The organism is Endobacter medicaginis, assembly GCF_014192375.1.
In the GTDB taxonomy this organism is placed as follows: domain Bacteria; phylum Pseudomonadota; class Alphaproteobacteria; order Acetobacterales; family Acetobacteraceae; genus Endobacter; species Endobacter medicaginis.
This window is the reverse complement of sequence record NZ_JACHXV010000003.1, coordinates 70,013-91,841: the sequence shown is the minus strand read 5'-3', so window position 1 is coordinate 91,841 and position 21,829 is coordinate 70,013. Positions and strand designations below refer to the sequence as shown.

The window sequence follows — 21,829 nt, the reverse complement described above, 5'->3', positions numbered from 1 at the left end:
AACAACGCCATGTCGTCACGCTCCATCCTCCGCCGCCTGGCGCCCGCCACCGTGCTGGCCGCCCCGCTGCTGCTGGCCGCCTGCGGGTCCGGCGCGCCCTCGTCGTCCGACATCCAGCAGGTGGTGGTGCAGCGCATGCAGGCCGCCAACCAGGAGACGCAGAACAAGAGCTTTGGACTGTTCCACGGCCCCTATGACGTCGCCAGCTTCAAGGTGACGAATTCCGACTGCTCGTCGGAAAGCAACGGCATCTGGCGCTGTGCGGTCACCGCGGTGAACGGCACCGAGACCAATACCGCGACGCTGCGCTTCAAGAAGGTCGATGGCGCCTGGACCCTCGTCGTCGCCTGAACCTGCCCGCTTCTGCGCCGTGCTGGTCATCCAGCGGCGAAAGGCTGCGCTCCGATGCTCACGGCCATCCAGGCCGCTCCGCTTCGGTGCTCGCCTTTCACCGCTGGGCGGCGTCCTACGGGCGCCTCTGACTCAGCACGGCACAGAATCGAACAGGTTCATCTGGTGGCGCGGTTCGGTCGGTCGAGTTGGAAGGCCAAGTGGCTTCTGACGGCAGGCCATTCGGCCGCGAGGATGCTGTAACAGGCGGAATCGCGCAGGGTGCCGTCGGGCATGCGGCGGTGGGCGCGCAATACGCCGTCGAGCCTCGCGCCCAGCCGCTCGATCGCGCGGCGGCTCTGCACGTTGTGGAAATGCGTGACCAACTGCACGCAGGCGCAGTCCAGCGCCTCGAAGGCGTGACCGAGCAGCAGCAGCTTGGCTTCGGTGTTCAGCCCCGTCCGCTGCACGCGGCGCGCATACCAGGTCGAGCCGATCTCGACCACCGGCACCGTCAGATCTACATTCATGTAGGTGGTCATGCCGACGGGCACACCGGCGGCGTCCAGCACGGTGAACGGCAGCATGCTGCCCGCGGCCTGCAGGCCGAGACGGCGGTCGATCTCGCCGGCGACATCCTCCGGACGCGGCACCGCGGTATACCACAGCCGCCAGAGCTCGCCGTCGCGCACCGCCTCGGCCAAGGCAGGCGCATGGTCCTGCGACAGCGGCACCAGCGTAGCGTGGCGCCCCGACAGCGTGATCGGCGCGATCACGTGTGCTTCGGACGCTTGCGCGACGCCGCACCGCCCGGGCCGGACGGGCGCTTCGGCGGCCCGTTCTTGCGATAGGGCGGCCGCGGACCATCCTTCTGTGCGCCACCCTTGTTGAAATCACGCCGCGGCGGCGCGCCGCGCGGGTCCTGCTGCGGCGCGCTCGATGGCGAGAACCGCATCTCGCCCGCCTCGCCAACCGACAGGAACCGCTCCGCCGCCTCGCGCGACACCTCGAAACGGGTCTCGGCCGGCAGGATGCGGATCAGTCCGATCTGGTCGCGGTGGATCCCGGCGGTGCGGCACAGCAGCGGCAGCAGCCATTTCGGATCGGCATTGTCGCGACGCCCGACGCTGGCACTCAGCCACACCGAATCCGTCGGGCCGCTCAGATGACGCGGCGTCGCCGGTGCGCGGGCTGCGCGCACCGGCTCGGCTGGCATCTCGGTGACGACTTCCTCTTCCGGCAGGCTGCGCTGGTAGAAGCGCAGCAGCGCACGCGCGATGGCTTCGGGCGGGTGCGCGTCGATCAGGGTGGCGATGGCCGCGCGGTCATCGGCCTCCTCGTCCTCGGCCGGCGCCGACAGCACCGGATCGGCCAGCAGGCGTTCGGCATCGCGCGCCCGGATCGCTTCCGCACTCGCCACCGACAGCCACTCCGCCTTGACCCCGGCCTGGGCGATCAGGGTCTCCGCCCGGCGCCTGCGGCTGGGCGGCACAAGCAGCACCGACAGCCCCTTGCGCCCGGCGCGGCCAGTGCGGCCCGAACGGTGCAGCATGGTCTGCGGCGTCATCGGCAGGTCGGCATGGATCACCAGGCCGAGCTCCGGCAGGTCGAGCCCGCGCGCCGCAACATCGGTCGCCACGCACACCCGCGCGCGGCCGGCGCGCAGCGCGAGCAGCGCCTGGTTGCGGTCCGACTGGCTCATCTCGCCCGACAGCGACACCGCGCCGAAGCCGCGCTCGGTCAGCGCGGTCCACAGCGAGCGCACCCCCTCGCGGGTGGCGCAGAACACGATCGCGAGGCGCGCATCGTGATAGCGCAGGGTGTTGATCACCGACGGCACCGTCTCCGACGGCGCGATGCGCAGCGCCTGGTAGGTGATGTCGTTGTGCGGCTGGCTGCGATCGACGGTGTCGATGCGCAGCGCGTTGTTCTGGAAGCGCCTGGCGAGCTGGGCGATCTCCTTCGCGATCGTCGCCGAGAACAACAGCGTGCGTTCGCGGTTCTCGCAGGCGCCGAGGATGAACTCGAGCTCCTCGCGGAAGCCGAGATCGAGCATCTCGTCGGCCTCGTCGAGCACGACGACGCGGATCGCGGTCGGGTTGAGCTGGCCACGCTCGATATGGTCGCGCAGGCGCCCCGGCGTGCCGACGACGATATGCGCGCCCGCCGACAGCAGACGCTGCTCGCGCCTGGGGTCCATGCCGCCGACACAGGCCACCACGCGCGCGCCGGCCGGACCGCCGGCTTCCGCATAGAGCCACGACAGCTCGGCATGCACCTGGAGCGCGAGCTCGCGCGTGGGCGCGACCACGAGGGCGAGCGGAGCGGCCGGGATCGGCAGTGTCGTCGCCTCTCCGATCAGGTCGGGGGCGATGGCGAGACCGAAGGCCACTGTCTTGCCCGAGCCAGTTTGGGCGGAAACCAGCAGGTCGCGGCCCTCCGCCTCGGCGGTGAGCACCGCTTCCTGGACAGGGGTGGGGTTGTCGTAGCCGCGCGCGGCGAGGGTGCGCGTCAGCGCGGGATGGGTCGGGGGAAAGGGCATGGTGGCAGGCATTAGCCGACCCCGATGCCCTGCGTCCATCTTTGCGGGAGCGCTGCCCCCGCGCCCCGGCAGGAGGCTCGGCCTCCTGCACCTGCGCTCAGACGGTGGGCGGGGCCGTGAACAGGGCGGCGATGGCCGCGCCCTTCGGCGAGCCGAGGCCGGTGACCGGGTCCCAGCCCTTGGCGGCCTTGTAGCCGGTGTTGTTGCCGGAGGTGATGTCGTTGAATGCGGCGGAAGGGGCGTAGAGCGTCTTGGCGACGAGGCCGAGTTTCCTGCCGCTGGCCTGGCCGATCAGCGCGAACAGCCCGGCATAGAGCGGTGCTACGGCGGACGTGCCGCCGATCACCGTCGACTGGCCGTCGATGCTGACCACATAGCCGGTTTCCGGATCGGCGTTGCCCGACACGTCCGGAACGCCGCGGCCGGTCTGCTTCGCTGTGATGGTCTGCCAGGCCGGGCGCTTGAAATGGCCGCTGAAGCCGCCGCCGGTGGCGCCGCCTTGCGAGCCGTCATTCCAGGCCACCTCGGCACCGGATTTCGGCAGCGAGGTGCCGCCGCAGCCCAGCACGTTCGGGCTGGAGGCCGGATAGTCGGCGACGTTCTTCGAGGTGCCGTCCTTCGAGCCGGAATCGCCCGAGGCGGCCGTCACCACGATACCGAGGGTCGCGGCAGCAGCGAACACCTGGTCCATCGCATCCATGTCCTGCGTCGCCCAGGAGCTTTCCGGGCCGCCCCAGGAAATCGAGATCACCGTGGGGTTGTTGGTCGTATCGTGCACGGCGGCGCTGATCGCGTCGAGGAAGCCGTTGCCCTGGTTGGGGCCGAAATACACCGCCACATTGGCACCCGGCGCGACCGCGCCCGCAACCTCGATATCGAGCTGCACCTCGCCATCCGCCCCGTTCGGATCGGAAGGGGTGTTGGTCGCTCCATCCACCGTCACCGAAACCAGCTTGCCCGTGCGCTTGACGCCGAGGCCGGAGAAATAGGTGGCCATCTGCGTCGCGTTGTAACCGCCGCCGAGCTCGATCAGCGCGATCGTCTGGCCCGTGCCGGTGACATTGGTCGGAAAACCGTAATGCTGCGCGATCTGGATCGGCGTGTAGGAGGTGCCGCCGGCATGGGCGCTGACCGCACCCGACTTGCCGCCTGCCTCGCCGGGACGGACGATGAAGAACGGCTTGGCCACCGGACGCTGGTCGAACCCCATCACGGCGGTGACATGGTCGGCGAGCGGCGCCGGCACGCTCAGGCTGCCGCTGCGGGCGATGAATTCACGGCCATCCCGCGCATAGCGGCCGAGCGCCCCGGGCCGGAATGCGGCCTCTGCCTGGGCGACGGTGCCTTGCAGCCGAACGATATGCGTGACCGGATCGGCATCGACCACCTTCAGCCCATGCGCCTTCACGTAGCTGGTCAGTCCCTCGATCATCGCCGGGTCGCAGGCATGGGCGCGGGCATATTCCTCGCGGGTCAGGATGCCGGCGGCGGGGTCGAGCGGCGTCGAGGGCTTCAGCACGATGGTCAGATGGATCTGCGTGTCCGGTGTCGGGGCGCCGAGCGAGGTCGCACCCTCGGGAGCCGGGCGGGCGCTGCGCGGCAGCTCCACCATCGGGGCGGCGCGCAGATTGGCGAAAGCACTGGTCATCGCTGATCCTGTCTCCATCGTCGACGAGGCGCGCAGCCTGTCACGTCCCAACCCGCCGGACTGCCCGGCGTTGGTATCGAAACGCAACGCGAGGCGCACCGGTCATGTCCGAGATCTTCACGATCGGCTACGAAGGCGCAACCCAGCCCAACGTGCTCGACGCGGTCGAAGCGGCGGGGGTCGGGCTGGTGATCGATGTGCGCGCCATCGCCGCCTCGCGACGGGCGGGGTTTTCCAAGACCGTCCTGTCGAGCTCGCTGGCCGAGCGTGGGATCGGTTACGCACATCTGCGCAGCCTCGGCACGCCCAAGCCGGGCCGCGACGCCGCCAGGCGCGGCGACATCGCGGAGCTGCACCGCATCTTCGACGCACACATGCACACGCCCGAAGCCGCTGACGGGCTCGAACGCGCCATCGCGCTCGCCGGCGGCGACCGGCCGGTCTGCCTGCTCTGCTTCGAGCATACCCCCGAGGGCTGTCACCGGCTGCCGGTCGCCGAGCGAATCGCCGCCCGTACCGGCCAGACGATCAGCCATCTCGCCCCCGCCCGCCCGCTGGGTTAGCCTCGCCGCCATGAGCACGCCCGTCCGCATCACCGACCGCCTGTCCGTCAGCACGCAGCCCTCTCTGGGCGAGATCGGATCGCTGCCGAAGGCGGGGTTCACCACGCTGATCAACAACCGCCCCGACGGCGAGGATGCCGCTCAGCCCGGCACGGCGGCCGAAGCGAAGGCGGCCGAGGCGGCGGGGCTCGCCTATCGCCACATCCCCGTCACCGGCCCGACCATCACCGCGGACGCGATCCACGCCTTCGGCACCGCGATCGAGACCGCCCCCGGCCCGGTGCTCGCCCATTGCAAGGGCGGCACCCGCTCGCTGACGCTTTACGTGCTGCATGAGGTGCTGTCGGGGCGGATGACGCCGGAAGAGGTGGTGCCGTTCGGCGAGCGGCATGGCTTCGACCTGCGCGGCGCGCTGGTCTGGCTGGCCCGTCACGCCGGCTGAGAGGGCGGTCGGGATCGGGTGAACTGTCGGTCGCGCCATCCGTTGGCCGTCGATGACCACGTCCGACCCGCCCTCCCCGCTCGGTCAGCCCGCCCGCGAGAGCATCGAGGCGCTGGCCGCGCTGGAGGCGCGCTATGCGCGTGAGCGTCGGCGCGACAAGCGTCTTGCCGCCCGGTTGGTCTCAGCTCTTGGCCATGGCGGCTACCTCGCCACACTCTTCGGCCTGATCGCAGGCTGGGTGATCTACAACAGCCTCGCCCCGCCAGGCTGGCGCCCCGATCCGCCGCCATTTCCGTTTCTCGGCAACAGCTTCGCGGCGATCGGCGCGATCACCACCGCGCTGCTGCTGATGCGCACGGCCGACATCGCGCGCAGCGACCGCGAACGTGGCTACCTCGCGCTGCATGTCGCGATCCTCGCAGAGCGCAAGATCGGCCGGCTGATCGAGCTGCAGAAACTCACCCTCGAACGCGCCGGCGTGCCGCGCGAGGACATCGACACCGATCTTGCCGAGTGGCTGCGCGGCAACACGATCGACGACGCGATCGAGTCGATCCGCGCCACACTGCCGCGTGACCGCTGATGGCCAGGTGGCACCCTTCCGCTTGCAGCCGGCGACGGGCCGGTGACATCGTGCGCCGGGACGCACCCAGGGAGATCGGGTCATGAACGACAGGGTGAAGATCGTCAAAGTCCGGGACGGCAAACCGGAGGTCAAACCCTATCACCATCCGGCCGGCGGCTGGGGGGCGGCCGGGGCGACGGCCAAGGTGCTCATGGAGCAGAGCGTGCTGGTAAAAGGCTCGCGGGGCCTGCTCGCGATGAACCAGCCGGGCGGGTTCAAGTGCCCGAGCTGCGCCTTCCCCGATCCCGACCACCGCAAGACGCTGGAATTCTGCGAGAACGGCGCGAAAGCGCTCGCACACGAGACCACCAAGGCGCGCGTCACGCGGGAGTTCTTCGCACAGTACACCGTCACCGAGTTGCTGCAGCAGAGCGATTACTGGCTGGAAATGCAGGGGCGGCTGACCGAGCCGATGCGCTACGACCCGGCCAGCGACAAATATGTCCCGATTGCCTGGGACGACGCCTATGCGCTGATCGGGGCGCATCTGCGCGCGCTGTCGAGCCCCGACGAGGCGGAGTTCTACACCTCCGGGCGCACCGCCAACGAGACCGCTTTCCTTTACTCGATCATGGTGCGCGAATTCGGCACCAACAATTTTCCCGACTGCTCCAACATGTGCCACGAGCCGACCTCGCGCGGCCTGCCGCCGTCGATCGGCATCGGCAAGGGCACGGCGGTGATGGCCGATTTCGAACATACGGAGGCGCTGTTCATCATCGGCCAGAACACCGGCACCAATTCGCCGCGCATGATGACCAACCTCGTCGAGGCGAGGAAGCGCGGCATCCCGATCGTGCTGATCAACCCGATGCCCGAGCGCGCGCTGGTACGCTTCACCGAGCCGCAGGATATCGTGCAGATGGCGACGTTCGGCTCGACGCGGATCAACAGCGAGTTCGTCCATGTGCGCATCGGCGGGGATCTCGCGATCTTCAAGGGGATGATGCGCCATCTGTTCGAGGCCGACGATCGCGGCGAGCCGGCACTCGACCACGCCTTCATCGCGGAGCACACGCTCGGCCTGGAGGCCCTGCGCGCGGATGTGATGTCGGTGTCGTGGGCCGACATCACGCGCATCTCGGGCATCTCGGAGGAACAGATCCGGCGCATCGCCGAAATCTACCGCAAGTCCAACGCGACGATGATCTGCTATGGCATGGGTCTGACCCAGCACCAGAACGGGTCGAAGCTGCTTCAGCAACTGTCGAACCTGCTGCTGCTGCGCGGCAATTACGGCAAGCCGGGTGCTGCCATCGTGCCGATCCGCGGCCATTCCAACGTGCAGGGCGACCGCACGGTCGGCATCGACGAGAAACCGACCGACGCCTATCTCGACCGGGTGCGCGATGTGTTCGGGTTCGAGCCGCCGCGTACGCACGGCCATCACGCCGTCGAGGCGGTCGACGCGATGGAGAACGGCACGGCGAAGGTCTTCTTCGGCCTGGGCGGCAATTTCATCCGCGCGGTCCCCGATACCGAGCGCAGCTATGCGGCGATGGCGAAGCTCGCCCTCACCGTCAACGTCGCCACCAAGCTCAATCGCGGCCATCTGATCCATGGCAAGGATTCGCTGATCCTGCCGGTGGTGGCGCGCTCGGAGATCATCCGCACCGCCAAGGGCGAGCAGTTCGTCACCATCGAGGACGCGATGGCCAACGTCACGCCCTCGCGCGGCGTGTTCGAGCCGGTCGGCCCGGATGTGCGCCCGGAGACGGAAATCATCTGCCGTGTCGCGATGGCGACCCTGCCGGGATCGAAAATTCCCTGGGCCAGCTATATCGACGACTATGCGCTGATCCGTGACCGCATCGCGGACGTCTACCCGCAGATCTACGCGGGTTTCAACGCCAAGATGCAGGACCCGCGAGGCTTCCACCTCGACGTCCCGCCGCGCCGGCGGGTGTGGAAGACGCCATCCGGCAAGGCCAATTTCCTCGTCTTCCCCGGCCTGCAGGTGAACGACATCGTCGACGATCCGCAGATGCTGCGCCTGGCGACCGTGCGCTCGCACGACCAGTACAACACCACCATCTACAGCAATTCCGATCGCTATCGTGGTGTCTACAACGACCGCCTGGTGGTGTTCATGAACGCCGACGACATGACCGACCGCGGCCTCGCCAATGGCTCGGTGATCGGGCTTGAAACCTGCAGCACCGACGGCCACCGCCGCACCGTCGACGGTCTGACCGTGGTCCAGTACGACATGCCGCGCGGCGCCATCGCCGGCTACTACCCCGAGCTCAACCCGCTGCTACCGCTTGAATTCCACGACAAAATCAGCGGCACACCGGCCGCGAAGGCGATCCCGGTCAAGGTCGTGCCAAGCGAGGCAGGCGCGGAGCGGATCAGGTTCGCGAGCTGATGTCTGTTGCGGCGTCGGGCGGCAGACCGACCCAGGGGTCGATGAGCTTGACGCCCAATGCTGCGAAATGTCGCAGATTGCGCGTCAGTACGGTGTAGCCCCGTAACGTCGCCGTCGCCGCGATCGCCACATCGGCCAGTCCGGGATCGTGCCCCTGTCCGCGCGCACGATCCATCAGTGTGCCGATATGTCGCGCAACCGGCAGATCGATGGGCAGGACGCGGTCGGCATAGAGATGCAGCACTGTCTCGAGCCAATCCGCCAGTCGCCCGGCCTTGGCATGAGCTCCGGCGCGCCGGCTACGGCTGATGCCGTCCTCGATCTCGGCCACGGTGATCACCGACACGAAGAGATGCCGGCTGTTTGTGTCCATCCAGTTGCACAGATCCGACTGTGTGACGGCCTTCGTCGGTGCAGATGCCGAGAGGATATTGGTATCGACCAGATACACGACGTCAGAAATCGGTCGTCCGGAAACCGCCGGTCCGTTCCGGCAGGTCCCCATCCTCCAGCGGTGCCTCCATCAGCAACCGGCCGAACGAAGGGATGTGCGAGAGGCGCTCCCACTCGGCGAACCCCAACACGACGGCTTCCGGCCGGCCGTGACGGGTGATCACCGAAGGCTCACCCCGCACGGCCTGATCGACAAGGGACGACAGGGTGGCCTTGGCGTCCCGAAGCTGGACCCGCTGCATGACACTCTCCCGTGACTACAGTGGTCATATAGCACGCGAGCCAGACACAGCACAATGCTCGCGCCGCCCCTGATGGCACTTGCGGCGCGGGTCAGGAGCCTCCCAGCGGCAATGGAATGAACTGCTGGCCGTCGGCGTTCTGGACGAGCAGCAGGACCGACTGCCGGCCGGACTTGCGGGCGGTGGCGATGGCGGCGGCGAAGGCTTCGGGGGAGGCGATGGGGGCTTGGTCGATCTGGGTGATGACGTCGCCTTTCGACAGACCGTGGTCGTCGGCGGGGCTGTCTGGGGTCACGTCGAGGACAGCGATGCCGGTGGTGGTCGCGTCGAGATGGGCGGCCGCGCGGGTGGCGGGGTCGAGGGGGCCGTATTTGAGGCCGGTGTCGCCCAGCGTGGTGGCCGGGGTCTTGGGAGCGGGCGGCGTCTTCGATGGGGCCGGGGATTTGGAGGCGGGTTTGTCCTTGGCGCCGGTCTTGGCGGGCTCGGGGGGCTGGGGGAATTCGCCGATGGTGAGTTTCACGGTCTGCGGCTTGCCATCGCGCAGGATGCCGAACTCGCCGGTCTGGCCGGAGGGGGTTTCGGCGACCAGGCGGGGGAGCGAGTGGCCATCGACGGGTTTGCCGCCGTAGGTCAGCACGATGTCGCCACGCTTGAGGCCGCCCTTCTGCGCGGGGCCGTTCGCCTCGACGCCGGCGATCAGTGCACCTTGCGTGGCACTGACCTTCATCGTGTCGGCGAGGTCGTGGGTGAGGTCCTGGACGCGCACGCCGATCCAGCCGCGCTTCGTGTGGCCATATTTGAGGAGCTGGTCGGTCACCAGCTTCACCTCGTTGGAGGGGATGGCGAAGCCGATGCCGATCGAGCCGCCGCCGGGAGAGTAGATGGCGGTGTTCACGCCGATCACCTCGCCGGCCATGTTGAGCAGCGGGCCGCCGGAATTGCCGCGGTTGATGGCGGCGTCGGTCTGGATGAAATCGTCGTACTGGCCCTGATGGATGTCGCGGCCGCGCGACGAGACGATGCCGGTGGTCACCGTGCCGGACAGGCCGAACGGGTTGCCGATCGCCATCACCAGATCGCCCACGCGCATGTGGTCGCTGTCGCCGAACGGCACGCTGGGCAGCGGCCTGGCGGGTTTGACGCGCAGCACGGCGAGGTCGGTGTTGGGGTCGTGGCCGACGATCGTGGCCTTGAGCTCGGTGTTGTCCTGGAGCGTGACGGTGATCTCGTCGGCGTCCTTGATGACGTGGTTGTTGGTCACGATGATGCCGGACGGGTCGATGATGAAGCCCGAGCCGAGCGCGTGCATCCGCCGGCCCTTCGGGTGCGGGCCGTTCGGGTCGAGACCGGGATGCTGGCGGTTCATGAAATCGTGGAAGAACTTCTCGAACGGCGAGCCGGGGGGAAACGGCGACTGGCCGTTGGGGCCGGCATCGGGGCCGTCGCCGTTCGGGCCGTCATCAGGGTCGTCGGCGTCGGGTTCGCCGGGCTTCACGGTCTCGGAGACGGCGATGTTGACCACCGCCGGCAGCAGGCGGGCGGCGAGATCGGCGAAGCCGGTCGCGGGCAGCAGGGCTGCGGGGGCCGCAGCCCGGGCGGGCGCCATTGCGGGTGCGGACGCCAGCAGCAGGGCGCAGGAGAGAGGCAGGCGAAGGAACGATGCACGCATGACGCCAGCCTGCCACACCGGCGGCGTCATGCCGAGACGTCCGGCGCGCCCGGGACGAGACCGAGTTGCGGGGCCAGCCAGTCGGCGACCGAGCGGGCCAGCCAGGCATAGCCCTCGTCGGTCATATGGGTGCCGTCGGGCGACATCGCGTCGATGGTGGCGCGCCCCTGCTCCACCCAGCCGCGCATGATGGCGTGGCGCGGGTAGAGCGGGAGGGCGCGTTCGGCGGCGATCGCGTGCAGGGCGGCGAGATAGGCCGGCATGGCGGGGGCGGCTTCGAGGTTGCGGCTGTACTGGATGTCCATCAGCGCGACATCGGCGCCGATCCGCGCGAACGCATCGAGCCCGGCTTCGGTCAGGGTGCGGAACCGTTCAAGCGCGGCCGGGTCGGCGGCGTCAGGGGCGGTGGCGTCGTTGCTGCCGGTCTGCCAGATCACCAGATCGGGGCGATCGGCGAGCACCGCGGGCAGCCGTGCTTCCATGCCGGTCGCGTTCTCGCCGCTGACGCCATGGTTGAACAGCATCACGCCGCCGGGCGCGCAGGCGCGCAGCAGCCGCGTCAGCACCGCCGGGTAGGAGGTCACGGCAGGGTCGGAGGCGCCATAGCCCTCGGTGGTGGACGAGCCGTAGCAGACGAGGCGCAGGGGGCGGCCTTGGGCGATCACCGCCGACGCATGGGCGAGCGCGCTCATGGCGAGGCACCATCGGGAGCTGCGCGCGAGGTGATCACGGTGATGCCGCCGCCGGCACGCTTCTGCACCTGTTTTCGATTGTCCAGCCACACCGCGAGCCCGTAGAGCGCGCCGAGACCGACCACGTTGACCACGATCTGCATCGCCCAGCCATTGCCGAAGCGGGTGAAGGCGAGCTTGCCGAGCAGGTCGAAGAAGGTGCCCAGGGAGAACACCTCCAGCGAATGCCGGCCATACACCGCCAGCACCTGCCCGACCCGTGTTTCCGACAGCCACGCCGCGGTGGCGGAGCATTCGACCAGATAGAAGATCGCCAGCACGTCCAGCAGGCGCAGCGGCGACAGCAGGGTCTTGTCGGGCGAGCGCAGGGCCAGCGGGGCGAGATCGGGCAGGCCCCATTGCGCCCAGGGGAAGGATTGCAGCGCGCTGAAGCCGAGATAGGCGTAACACGGGGCGATCAGCCACCATCTGCGCGGAAAATGCCCGCCGTAACGCCGCGTCTCGGCGGCGGCGACGATGCCGAGGGTAAAGAGGAACTGCCAGGCGAACGGGTCGAAGAACCAGCCATCGGGGTCGAGCCAGTTCGGCAGGTTGATCTGGGGGTCGAGATTGACCATCCCCCAGAGTGCGGCACTGACGCCGAGGGCGAGGAAGCGGTTGAAGTCCACCAGCTTGAAGATCAGCGGGAAGCACAGCAGCAGCACGATGTAGAGCGGCAGGATGTTGAGGCTCGCCGGCAGCGCATCGAGCGTCAGCACCCGCCACAGGTTGGAGGGCCCGTGCACCAGCTCCGGTTCGAGATAATCCACCGGGGCGGGCGAGACGTGGCGGTTCCACGAGCGGATCAGGAACACCATCGCCACCAGCAGCCCGCACTGGAACAGATAGAGCTTGATGCAGCGGCGCACGATGCGCTCGAAGCCGATCCACAGCCCCTCGCGGCGGATCGCGCCGCCATAGGCCAGCATCGAGGCGAAGCCGGCCAGCAGCACGAAGATCTCGGCCGCATCCGCGAAGCCGACATTGCGCAGGGTGAAGCGATTGAGCAGGTTCTGTGGCATGTGATCGACGAACATCATCGTCAGCGCGATGCCGCGCAGCGCGTCGACGCGGTGGTCGCGGCGCGATTTCGGTTTTGCCTGCCCCTCGCGCCCGACCGGCTCCGGTGCCTGCTCCTGTGTCTGCAACGCCTGCTCCAACCCGTCCGCCATCCTGGCATCTGGTCATAGCCGCTGCATGCGCCTAGGGCTACGCGGGCTGATTGCGACGCGTAACCGGAAGTGACACCCATGTCCGTCCCCGCCGACCCTGCCCTGCTCCGTGCCCTGAGCGCGGTCCTCACCCCCTCCGGCGCGGGTGACATCGTCGCCGCCGGACTGGTCGAGACCCTCTCCCGTGAGGACACCACCGTCTCGCTGGTGCTGCGCGTGCCGCCCGGCGAGGAAGGCCCGATGACCCGCATCCTCGCCGAGGCGGAGGCGATCCTGGCCGCGCAGGCCGGGGTCGAGCGGGTCCGCGGCGCGTTGACCGCGCATCGGCCCGAGCCACCGCCTGCCCGCACGCCGCCGCCGCGCCTGCTGACCGGTGCCCGGACCGTCATCGCCGTGGCCTCCGGCAAGGGCGGGGTGGGCAAGTCCACCACCGCCGTGAACCTCGCCGTCGCCCTCGCCCGGCGCGACCTGAGGGTCGGGCTGCTGGATGCCGACATCTATGGCCCGTCGCTGCCGCTGATGCTCGGGCGTCCCGATCACCGCCCGCAGACCTTGGACGGCAAGATGCTGCCGATCGAGGTCTGGGGGCTGCACGCGATGTCGATCGGCTTCCTCGTCGAGCCCGACCAGGCGCTGATCTGGCGCGGGCCGATGGTGATGGGGGCGTTGCAACAGCTCATGGGCGACGTCGCCTGGCCCGAACTCGACATCATGGTGATCGACCTGCCGCCCGGCACCGGGGACGCGCAGCTCACGCTGGCCCAGCGCGTGTCGCTGACCGGGGCGGTGATCGTGTCCACCCCGCAGGACATCGCCCTCGCCGATGCGCGCCGGGCGGCGGCGATGTTCGCCAAGACGCAGGTGCCGGTGCTTGGCCTGGTGGAGAACATGAGCTTCTACTGCTGCCCGAACTGCGGGGCGCGCAGCGAGCCGTTCGGCCATGGCGGGGCACGCGCGGAGGCCGAACGGCTCGGCATCCCGTTCCTGGGCGAGGTGCCGCTGCTGCCGGACGTGCGCGCGAGTGCCGATGGCGGCACGCCGATCGCCGCAGCCGCGCCCGATGGCGTGGCCGGGCTGGCGTTTGCGTCGCTGGCCGCACAGGTGGCGGGGATGCTCGCACGGCGGTTGGCGTAGATGTTCTTTTTTGTAAAAAAGAACCAAAAAACTTTCGTCTGCTGGAGTGGTTCACAATATCGCCTGCCACACCGAACCTGCCAGAAACGGACGAAAGTCTTTTTGCTTCTTTTTCTTCAGAAAAAGAAGGGATTGATCCATGCCTTCACTTGACCTGTTCTCTCTCAGCGGCCGCCGTGCGCTGATCACCGGCGCCTCACGCGGCATCGGGCTCACCCTGGCGCGCGGCCTGTCGGAAGCGGGCGCGGAGGTGATCCTCAATGGCCGCCATCGGTCCGCGCTGGAGGCAGCGCAAGGCGACCTGCCGCAAGCGCGCATCGCGGCTTTCGACGTGACCGATCAGGCGGCGGTGATCGAGGGGATCGATGCGATCGAGCGAGAGATGGGCCCGATCGACATCCTGATCAACAATGCCGGCATCCAGCGCCGGGCACCGCTGGAGGATTTCGCCCGCGCCGACTGGGACGCGCTGATCGAGACCAATGTCAGCGCGGTGTTCTTCACGGCACAGGCGGCCGCACGGCACATGATCCGACGGGGCGCGGGCAAGATCATCAACATCTGCTCGGTGCAGAGCGAGCTGGCGCGCCCCAACATCGCCCCCTACACGGCGACCAAGGGGGCGGTGCGCAACCTCACCCGGGGCATGGCGACCGACTGGGCGAAACACGGGTTGCAGGTCAACGGGCTCGCACCGGGCTACTTCGCCACCGAGATGAACGCCGCACTGGTGGCCGATGCCGAGTTCACCGGCTGGCTGCAGCGTCGCACGCCGGCGGCGCGCTGGGGCCAGGTGGAGGAACTGGTGGGTGCGGCGGTGTTCCTCGCCTCCGACGCGTCGAGCTTCGTCAACGGGCACATGCTGATGGTGGATGGGGGAATCTCGATCTCGCTGTAGGTGACGGATACGTCATGGATTGACTTTGCCGCGGCCCCGCGCGTCATTCCGCCATGACCACGACCTTCGCCCTGTGCCTGCTCGTCGGCGCGATCCTTGCCATCGTCGGGCTGATCTCGCGACTGAAGCTCAATCCGTTCATCGCCCTGCTGACGATCTCGATCCTCGTTGCGCTGATCGCGGGGATGCCGCCGGGCAAGGTGGTGGCCTCGTTCGAGGCGGGGGCGGGACATGTGCTCGGACATGTCGGCACGGTGATCGCGCTCGGCACCATGCTGGGCAAGATGCTGACCGAATCGGGGGGTGCGGACCGGATCGCGCACACCATCGCCCAGCGGGCCGGACCGGGCCGGGTGGACTGGGCGATGATGGTGATCGGGCTGCTGGTGGGGCTGCCGGTGTTCTTCGAGATCGGCTTCGTGCTGCTGATCCCGATCGCCTTCGTGCTGGCCGCGCGGACCAACACGCCGCTGCTGCGGGTCGCACTGCCGATGGGTGCGGCGCTGTCGGTGACGCATGCGCTGATCCCGCCGCATCCGGCCGCCCTGCTGGCGGTGTCGGCCTATCACGCCGATATCGGACGCACGATCCTGCTGGGCATCGTCATCGGCACGCCGATCGCGATCCTCGCCGGGCCGGTCTTCGGGCGGTTTGCCGCCGCGCGAGTGCCGCTGACCGAGCACAACCCGCTTGCCGAGCAGTTCGTCCGCTCCGAGCCACCGGAAAACATGCCGGGATTCGCGATCACCGTGGCGACGATCCTGCTGCCGGTGGTGCTGATGCTGATGGGCTCGTCGGTGGACCATATCGCCGCACCGGGGCGGCTGCGCACGGCGCTGGAGTTCCTGGGCAACACCGATATCGCGCTGCTGGTGGCGACCTTGCTGTCGTTCTGGCTGCTGGGCACCGCACGGGGCTTCTCGCGCGAGACGGTGCTGAAATTCACCAATGAAAGTCTCGCACCGACCGCGCTGATCATGCTGCTGGTGGGGGCTGGCGGCGGATTCGGCCGGGTGCTGGTCGACAGCGGCGTGTCGAAGGCGATCACCGATGCGGCACTCGGCATCCACATGCCGCTGCTGGTGCTGGGCTGGCTGCTGGCGGTGATCGTTCGGGTGGCGGCGGGATCGGCGACGGTGGCGATGGCGACCGCCTCGTCGATTATGGGACCGATCCTGCTGCATGGCGGCGGCGCCGCGCCGGAATTGATGGTGCTGGTGACGGGGGCAGGGTCGGTGGCGTTCGGGCCGCTCAACGATGCCGGGTTCTGGCAGATCAAGGAATATCTCGGACTGACGGTGACGCAGACGGTGAAGACCTGGTCGGTGCTGGAGACGCTGATCGCGATGTTCGGGCTGGTCTTCTGCCTGCTGGCCTCGCTGGTGGTGCATTGAGGGCGCAATGCGCAGTCGCGCTTCGACACGCAACGTCACCGAGGCGGCCGTTAGCGTCGGCGGATGCGACATGCCGCCCTGTCCGCGCTGATCCTGATCGCCTCGATCGCCGTCACGCGGGCGGATGATCGCGCAAGCGACGTCTCGATCCCGATGGTGGCCGGCGATGGCGAGCATCTGAACCTCGCCGGGCGGGTCTGCCGGCCGGCGGGCGACGGGCCGTCGCGTGTGGTGGTGATCAATCACGGCTCGCCGGTCAGTGCCAGCGCGCGGCCGCGCATGGAGCTGACCGAGTGCGATGCCGAGGCGACGCAATGGTTCACCCGTCGGGGTTATGTGGTGGTCTACGCGCTGCGCCGCGGCTATGGCGACAGCGATGGCGACTGGGCGGAGAGGTATGGCCATTGCAGCGACCCCGATTTCGTGCGTGCCGGGCTGTCGAGCGCGCGCGACATCGGCGCGATCGTGCGTTACGCGCTCGCCCTGCCCTATGCGCGGCATGACGGCGCGGTGGTGATCGGCCAGTCCGCCGGCGGCTGGGGCACGATCGCCTATGCATCCCAGGCACCGAAGGACGTGGCGGCATTCGTGGTGATGGCGGGCGGGCGCGGCGGCCATGCCGATGGCGAGGCGAACGAGAACTGCCAACCCGGGCGGCTGGTGCAGGCCGCCGGCAGGTTCGGCGCCACCGCACGCCTGCCGATGCTGTGGATCTATGCGCTCAACGACAGTTTCTTCGACCCGTCCCTGGCCAGCGCGATGCATGACGCCTTCACCCGCGCCGGCGGCAACGCGCAGTTCATCCAGCCGCCGCCGTTCGGCGATGACGGACACCATCTGTTCTTCGGCGACGGCGGCCCGGCGGTCTGGGGGGCACCGGTAGCGGCCTATCTGGCGAGGATGGGCGCGACCCCCTGACGGGGCTTCTGGCCAAGACCGGCCGGCGCTGTCATCATCGCGCTCGTCTCGTCCCGTCCGGAGGGTGCGTGTGCCGCCGACCGCAACGCCCCTGAGTTCACATCCGGCGTCGTATCGCCTGGAGGGACAGTCGGTCGTGCTCGCCGGTGACTGGCGGGCCAGCGATCCCGCGCTGCCGGTGCTGGAGGAGGGCGCGTTTCACAGCCTTCGGCCCGGCACTCCCCTCACCTTCGACAGCACCGGGCTCGGCACCTGGGACAGCGGGCTGGTCGCCTTCCTGTGGGACATCAAGCGCGCCGCGGAGGCGGCCGACACCGCGCTCGACACCGCCGGCCTGCCCCCCTCGGCGAGCCGGCTGCTCGGACTGTTGCCGGACCGGCGTGCCGATCCGCCGGCCGGGCCGAAGCCGCAGCCGAACCCGCTCGCCCGCCTCGGTGCGGCCACCATCGACTCGCTCACCGAGACCGGCATCGTCGCAACCCTCGGCGCGCAGACGCTGCGCGGCGGCGTCCTCGCACTGACCGGGCGCGGACGGATGCGCTGGGCGGACATCCTCGCCAACACCACCGATGCGGGGCCGCGCGCGCTGCTCATCGTCGGCGTGGTGAACTTCCTGCTCGGCGGCATCCTCGCCTTCGTCGGCGCCGTGCAGCTCGAGAAATTCGCCGCCGGCATCTATGTCGCGAGCCTGGTCGGCATCGCCATGGTGCGCGAGATGGCGGCGGTGATGACCGCGATCATCATGGCCGGGCGCACCGGCGGCGCCTATGCGGCGCGCATCGCCACCATGCTCGGCAACGAGGAGATCGACGCGCTCGGCGTGTTCGGCATCCCGGTCTCGTCCTATCTGGTGCTGCCGTCGGTGCTGGCGCTGACGGTGACGATGCCGTTCCTGTATCTCTATGGATGCCTGATCGGCATGCTCGGCGGCTTCACGGTGGCGATCATGATGCTCGACATCACCGCGCGCGGCTATCTGCATTTCACCGTCAGCGCCTTCGGCATCGGCCAGTTCATCTTCGGGCTGACCAAGAGCATCGTGTTCGGCGCCTTCATCGGGCTGACGAGCTGTCGGATCGGGCTCAAGGCCGGGCGCTCCGCGGCCGATGTGGGGGTCGCGGCGACGCGCGCGGTGGTGGTCGGCATCGTCGGGGTGATCGCGATCGATGCGCTGTTCGCGGTCATCGCCGACGTGATCGGGATCTGACGCGGATGACCGAAGAGACCATGCTGGCGCTGGATGGTGTCACCCTCGCCTTCGGGCCCAAGCTGATCCAGCGCGACATCAGCCTCGAGGTCAGGCGCGGCAGCATCTTCGCCATCATGGGCGGCTCCGGCTGCGGCAAGAGCACGCTGCTCAAGAGCATGATCGGGCTGCTGCGCCCCACGACAGGCCGGTTCAGCGTGCAGGGCGAGGATTACTGGGCGGCGACCCCGGCCAGGCGCGATGTGATCAACCACCGATTCGGCGTGCTGTTCCAGAGTGGGGCGCTGTGGAGCTCGATGACGCTGGGCGAGAACGTCGCCCTGCCGATGCAGATGCTGACCCAGCTCGCCCCCGACACCATCCGGCGCATGGTGGAGCTCAAGCTCGGTTTCGTCGGCCTGTCGGAGGCGATCGACCTGATGCCGTCGGAAATCAGCGGCGGCATGCGCAAGCGCGCAGGCCTCGCGCGCGCGCTGTCGCTCGATCCCGACATCCTGTTCTTCGATGAACCCTCCGCCGGGCTCGATCCGATCACGTCCGCACGGCTCGACGACCTGATCCTCAACCTGCGCGACGGGCTGGGCGCGACCATCGTCATCGTCAGCCACGAGCTGCCGAGCCTGTTCCGCATCGCGGACGCCGGCATCTTCCTCGATGCGCGCAGCAAGACGCCGATCGCGCATGGCTCGCCGGCCCAGCTGCGCGATCATTGCACCGACCCACAGGTCCATGCGTTCATGACCCGCGAGCGCGAGCAGGGGGACAACAATCCATGAGGAAGGAAACCCTCGTCGGTGCCTTCGTCCTCGGCGGTGTCGTGCTGCTGCTGGCGGCCTTCGTGCTGTTCGGCCGCTTCCATCCGTTCCAGAACAAGCTGCATGCGACGCTGGTGTTCCAGGGCGCGAGTTCCGGACTGACGGTCGGTTCGCCGGTGACGTTCCGCGGCGTGCAGGTCGGCACCGTCGATCGGGTATCGATCGAATACGACCCGACCACCCAGCGCGCCTACATCCCGGTCTCCATCACCATGCAGCCCGACAACATCAAGCTCACCAACGGGCGCAGCGCCGGGCTGCCCTCGATCCCCGAGCTGGTCGGCCAGGGGCTGCGCGGCGAGATGAACCTCAAGAGCTTCGTGACCGGCTCGTCGGAGATCAATCTCGACTTCGCCCCGCAGATCCCGGCCGTGCTGCACCCCGAACTGGTTTCCGGCGACGAGATCCCGACACGGCGCTCCACCATCCAGCAGGTGACGCAGACGCTGACCGAGCTGCCGCTGCGCCAGCTCGCCGACAACACCGAACAGACGCTGGCCAGCCTGCGCGCCCTGTCCGAACAGCTCGACCGCCAGCTCCCCGGGCTGATCGACAGCCTGCGCGCCACCTCCGATCATTCCCGCACGCTGATCGACAACACCAACACCACCATCGCCACGCTCCAGGCACAGCTCGCCACCACGCTGCGCGGCATCGACCGGCTGACCCAGGCCGGCACCACTCAGCTCGACGCACGCGGCCGCCAGATCGACGGCGTGCTGGGCAAGACCGACGCCGCGTTGACCCGCGCCAACCGCAGCCTCGATGCGCTGGCCGACATCACCTCCGCGCGCTCGACACAGCGCGCCGATCTCGACGCCTCGCTGCGCGACATCGCCGCCGCTGCCGCCTCGCTGCGCGGCTTTGCTGCCGAGATCGAACGCAATCCGCAACTGCTGCTGACGGGACGCCGCCCATGATCCGCCCGCACCCGATGGTGGTCGCCGTCCTCGCGCTGCTCGCCGGCTGCGCCGCACCGTCCTTGCAGACCTACACGCTTGGCGCACCCGCGATCGCCACCGGGGCGGACGCGCTGCCGGCGACGGCGACGGTGCTGCGCCTCGACCGGGTGGTGCTGCCCGACTATCTCGACACCACCGACATCACCCTGCGCGACGGTGCACGCATCGAGCGCAGCCCGTCCGCGCGCTGGGCCGAACGGCTGTCGAGCGCGATCACCGCCCTGCTGCGCGCCCGCCTCGCCGAGGCCAGGCCGGGCACCCTGGTCACCACACAGGCCGACGCGCCGCTCGGGGCCTCCACCCGTCTCGCGGTGACCATCACCCGGCTCGATCTCACCCGCGCCGGCAGCGGCGCGCTGGACGCCACCTGGCAGACCATCCCCCAGGACCGTCACGCCCCGGTCGTCACCAGTCGCGCCGCGATCACCCTCTCCGGCCCGACCGCGACCGATGCCGAGACCGTGGCCCTCACCCGACACCTCGTCGAGACGCTGGCCGCCCGCATCGCCGCGACGATGTAGCTGCTCCGTCCCGAGGGTGGGCGCGCGATGCCCGCGACCCCGGCAGCCGTCTACAGGCCGAGCGCCTCCAGCCCAGGATGATCGTCGGGGCGGCGGCCACAGGGCCAGTGGAACAGTCGCGCATCGCTCGCGATCGGCAGGTCGTTGATCGAGGCCAGCCGGCGACGCATCAGCCCGTCGGCATCGAACGCCCAGTTCTCGTTGCCGTAGGAGCGGAACCACTGGCCGTCGGCGTCGTGCCACTCATAGGCGAAGCGCACCGCGATGCGGTCGCCGCCGAATGCCCAGAGCGACTTGATCAGGCGATACTCCTGCTCGCGCTGCCATTTGCGATGCAGGAACGCGGTGATCTCGGCGCGGCCGGTGAGGAATTCGTCGCGGTTCCGCCAGGCCGTGTCGACCGTGTAGGCGAGGGCGACCCGCTCCGGATCCCGGCTGTTCCAGGCATCCTCGGCCAGCCTGACCTTGAGCATCGCCTCCGGCTCGTCGAAGGGCGGCAGCGGTGGACGCGACATGGTCATTGCCCGTGGCAGGCCGCGGACGGTTCCGTCCAGTGCATGTCGCAGCGCGCCTCGTAGAGCTCGTCGTCACCCACTTCCAGCAGCCGCCCGGTCTCGGCCCGCTTGGCCGTCCAGCGTGCCGGCTGGCCGCAACGGTGACAGCGCGCCGCGAGATGCAGATGGGCGTCGGCGCGCGCGGCCAACTCCGCCATCACCGCGAACGGCGTGCGGTGATAATCGGTGTCGAGCCCCGACACCATCACGTCGAGGCCCGCATCGAGCGCGCGTTCGATATCGGCGATCAGGTCGCCACGGTAGTTCGCGCCGGTGAGGAACTGGGCCTCGTCGATGAACACCAGCCGCGTCGGCCAGGCGAGGTCGGGCCAGGCGCCGACACTCTCGCAGCCGATCGAGCTGCCGTCGCGCGAGCTGACCAGCCCGCGCGCGCCGCGATCGTCGAAGGCGGGTTTGAGAACGGCGATCGCCATCCCCTCGTGTCCGGCCTTGCGCGCCTCCGCGATCAGGCGTGCCGACTTACCGGCGAACATCGGCCCGGTGATCACCGTCAGCCGCCCGCGCGTGGCACCTGCGGGCTCCGTGGGCATGGCAGCAGCGATTCGCATGGCGGGCATTCGCATTGCTAGCGCCTGGCTCGCGGCAGGACCAGCCACTCGACCGCCGGATCCGCCGCGGGG

The 21,829-nt window shown here is 69.0% G+C and carries 23 protein-coding genes; 13 read left to right on the top strand and 10 right to left on the bottom strand.

Annotated elements, in window-relative coordinates; translation table 11 throughout:
• Nucleotides 1-9 precede the first annotated feature (9 nt).
• A complete protein-coding gene (locus FHR90_RS04355) occupies nt 10-351 on the top strand; it encodes a hypothetical protein (protein WP_176625103.1) in 342 nt (113 codons plus the stop codon).
• A 158-nt stretch (nt 352-509) separates the two neighbouring features.
• Here the strand turns inward: FHR90_RS04355 and FHR90_RS04350 are convergent, their stop codons facing one another.
• The 3 genes from FHR90_RS04350 to FHR90_RS04340 form a co-directional block, all read right to left on the bottom strand.
• A complete protein-coding gene (locus FHR90_RS04350; RefSeq protein ID WP_176625105.1) occupies nt 510-1,106 on the bottom strand; it encodes a GNAT family N-acetyltransferase in 597 nt (198 codons plus the stop codon).
• Nucleotides 1,103-2,872: a DEAD/DEAH box helicase gene (locus tag FHR90_RS04345; protein ID WP_183274820.1), complete on the bottom strand. Its 1,770-nt coding sequence runs from the start codon at nt 2,870-2,872 to the stop codon at nt 1,103-1,105. The genes FHR90_RS04350 and FHR90_RS04345 overlap by 4 nt, the downstream gene beginning before the upstream one ends.
• Before the next feature lie 97 nt (nt 2,873-2,969).
• A complete protein-coding gene (locus FHR90_RS04340; RefSeq protein WP_218061950.1) occupies nt 2,970-4,619 on the bottom strand; it encodes a S53 family peptidase in 1,650 nt (549 codons plus the stop codon).
• Nucleotides 4,620-4,624: 5 nt separating this feature from the next.
• Here FHR90_RS04340 and FHR90_RS04335 point away from each other — a divergent pair, with 5 nt between their 5' ends.
• The 4 genes from FHR90_RS04335 to FHR90_RS04320 all read left to right on the top strand — a co-directional run bounded on the left by FHR90_RS04335 (nt 4,625) and on the right by FHR90_RS04320 (nt 8,518).
• Nucleotides 4,625-5,083, top strand: coding sequence for a DUF488 domain-containing protein (locus FHR90_RS04335; protein WP_176622481.1), 459 nt, complete (start codon nt 4,625-4,627; stop codon nt 5,081-5,083).
• Nucleotides 5,084-5,093: 10 nt separating this feature from the next.
• Complete coding sequence (locus FHR90_RS04330) at nt 5,094-5,525, top strand: TIGR01244 family sulfur transferase (RefSeq protein WP_176622480.1); 432 nt, start codon at nt 5,094-5,096, stop codon at nt 5,523-5,525.
• 52 nt (nt 5,526-5,577) lie between these two features.
• Nucleotides 5,578-6,108, top strand: coding sequence for a DUF1003 domain-containing protein (locus tag FHR90_RS04325; RefSeq protein ID WP_176622478.1), 531 nt, complete (start codon nt 5,578-5,580; stop codon nt 6,106-6,108).
• Nucleotides 6,109-6,190: 82 nt separating this feature from the next.
• Nucleotides 6,191-8,518: an FdhF/YdeP family oxidoreductase gene (locus FHR90_RS04320; protein WP_176622476.1), complete on the top strand. Its 2,328-nt coding sequence runs from the start codon at nt 6,191-6,193 to the stop codon at nt 8,516-8,518.
• Here FHR90_RS04320 and FHR90_RS04315 read toward each other — a convergent pair.
• The 5 genes from FHR90_RS04315 to FHR90_RS04295 form a co-directional block, all read right to left on the bottom strand.
• Nucleotides 8,502-9,023: a type II toxin-antitoxin system VapC family toxin gene (locus FHR90_RS04315; RefSeq protein WP_218061949.1), complete on the bottom strand. Its 522-nt coding sequence runs from the start codon at nt 9,021-9,023 to the stop codon at nt 8,502-8,504. The genes FHR90_RS04320 and FHR90_RS04315 overlap by 17 nt on opposite strands.
• A complete protein-coding gene (locus FHR90_RS04310; protein ID WP_176622472.1) occupies nt 8,974-9,213 on the bottom strand; it encodes a type II toxin-antitoxin system Phd/YefM family antitoxin in 240 nt (79 codons plus the stop codon). Before FHR90_RS04310 ends, FHR90_RS04315 begins: the two co-directional genes overlap by 50 nt.
• 91 nt (nt 9,214-9,304) lie before the next feature.
• Nucleotides 9,305-10,882 (bottom strand): Do family serine endopeptidase, encoded by a 1,578-nt coding sequence (locus FHR90_RS04305; RefSeq protein WP_176622470.1) that lies wholly within the window; start codon nt 10,880-10,882, stop codon nt 9,305-9,307.
• Between the two features lie 26 nt (nt 10,883-10,908).
• Nucleotides 10,909-11,574, bottom strand: a complete 666-nt coding sequence (locus FHR90_RS04300; protein ID WP_176622468.1) for an SGNH/GDSL hydrolase family protein — start codon at nt 11,572-11,574, stop codon at nt 10,909-10,911.
• Nucleotides 11,571-12,785: an OpgC family protein gene (locus FHR90_RS04295; protein WP_176622466.1), complete on the bottom strand. Its 1,215-nt coding sequence runs from the start codon at nt 12,783-12,785 to the stop codon at nt 11,571-11,573. Before FHR90_RS04295 ends, FHR90_RS04300 begins: the two co-directional genes overlap by 4 nt.
• 78 nt (nt 12,786-12,863) lie before the next feature.
• On the opposite strand from FHR90_RS04295, the gene FHR90_RS04290 reads away from it, so the two are divergent.
• The 8 genes from FHR90_RS04290 (at nt 12,864) to FHR90_RS04255 (ending at nt 20,634) form a co-directional block, all read left to right on the top strand.
• On the top strand, nt 12,864-13,919 hold the full coding sequence (locus FHR90_RS04290; protein WP_183274819.1) for an Mrp/NBP35 family ATP-binding protein: 1,056 nt from the start codon (nt 12,864-12,866) through the stop codon (nt 13,917-13,919).
• Nucleotides 13,920-14,058: 139 nt separating this feature from the next.
• Nucleotides 14,059-14,817: an SDR family oxidoreductase gene (locus tag FHR90_RS04285; protein WP_176625166.1), complete on the top strand. Its 759-nt coding sequence runs from the start codon at nt 14,059-14,061 to the stop codon at nt 14,815-14,817.
• A gap of 53 nt (nt 14,818-14,870) precedes the next feature.
• Complete coding sequence (locus tag FHR90_RS04280) at nt 14,871-16,211, top strand: GntT/GntP/DsdX family permease (RefSeq protein WP_176625164.1); 1,341 nt, start codon at nt 14,871-14,873, stop codon at nt 16,209-16,211.
• A gap of 63 nt (nt 16,212-16,274) precedes the next feature.
• Nucleotides 16,275-17,129, top strand: a complete 855-nt coding sequence (locus FHR90_RS04275) for an alpha/beta hydrolase family protein (RefSeq protein WP_218062104.1) — start codon at nt 16,275-16,277, stop codon at nt 17,127-17,129.
• Between the two features lie 118 nt (nt 17,130-17,247).
• On the top strand, nt 17,248-18,336 hold the full coding sequence (locus FHR90_RS04270; RefSeq protein ID WP_408871426.1) for an MlaE family ABC transporter permease: 1,089 nt from the start codon (nt 17,248-17,250) through the stop codon (nt 18,334-18,336).
• Nucleotides 18,337-18,341: 5 nt separating this feature from the next.
• The gene (locus tag FHR90_RS04265; RefSeq protein ID WP_176625668.1) at nt 18,342-19,112 is read left to right on the top strand and encodes an ABC transporter ATP-binding protein; all 771 of its coding nucleotides are present in this window, start codon (nt 18,342-18,344) and stop codon (nt 19,110-19,112) included.
• Nucleotides 19,109-20,071: an MlaD family protein gene (locus FHR90_RS04260; protein WP_176625666.1), complete on the top strand. Its 963-nt coding sequence runs from the start codon at nt 19,109-19,111 to the stop codon at nt 20,069-20,071. The genes FHR90_RS04265 and FHR90_RS04260 overlap by 4 nt, the downstream gene beginning before the upstream one ends.
• Nucleotides 20,068-20,634: a PqiC family protein gene (locus tag FHR90_RS04255; protein ID WP_183274817.1), complete on the top strand. Its 567-nt coding sequence runs from the start codon at nt 20,068-20,070 to the stop codon at nt 20,632-20,634. The genes FHR90_RS04260 and FHR90_RS04255 overlap by 4 nt, the downstream gene beginning before the upstream one ends.
• 50 nt (nt 20,635-20,684) lie before the next feature.
• Here FHR90_RS04255 and FHR90_RS04250 read toward each other — a convergent pair whose 3' ends face one another.
• Both FHR90_RS04250 and FHR90_RS04245 read right to left on the bottom strand, forming a co-directional pair.
• Nucleotides 20,685-21,149 (bottom strand): nuclear transport factor 2 family protein, encoded by a 465-nt coding sequence (locus FHR90_RS04250; protein ID WP_176623834.1) that lies wholly within the window; start codon nt 21,147-21,149, stop codon nt 20,685-20,687.
• A 2-nt stretch (nt 21,150-21,151) separates the two neighbouring features.
• A complete protein-coding gene (locus FHR90_RS04245; protein WP_176623832.1) occupies nt 21,152-21,739 on the bottom strand; it encodes a thymidine kinase in 588 nt (195 codons plus the stop codon).
• Nucleotides 21,740-21,829: the final 90 nt, after the last annotated feature.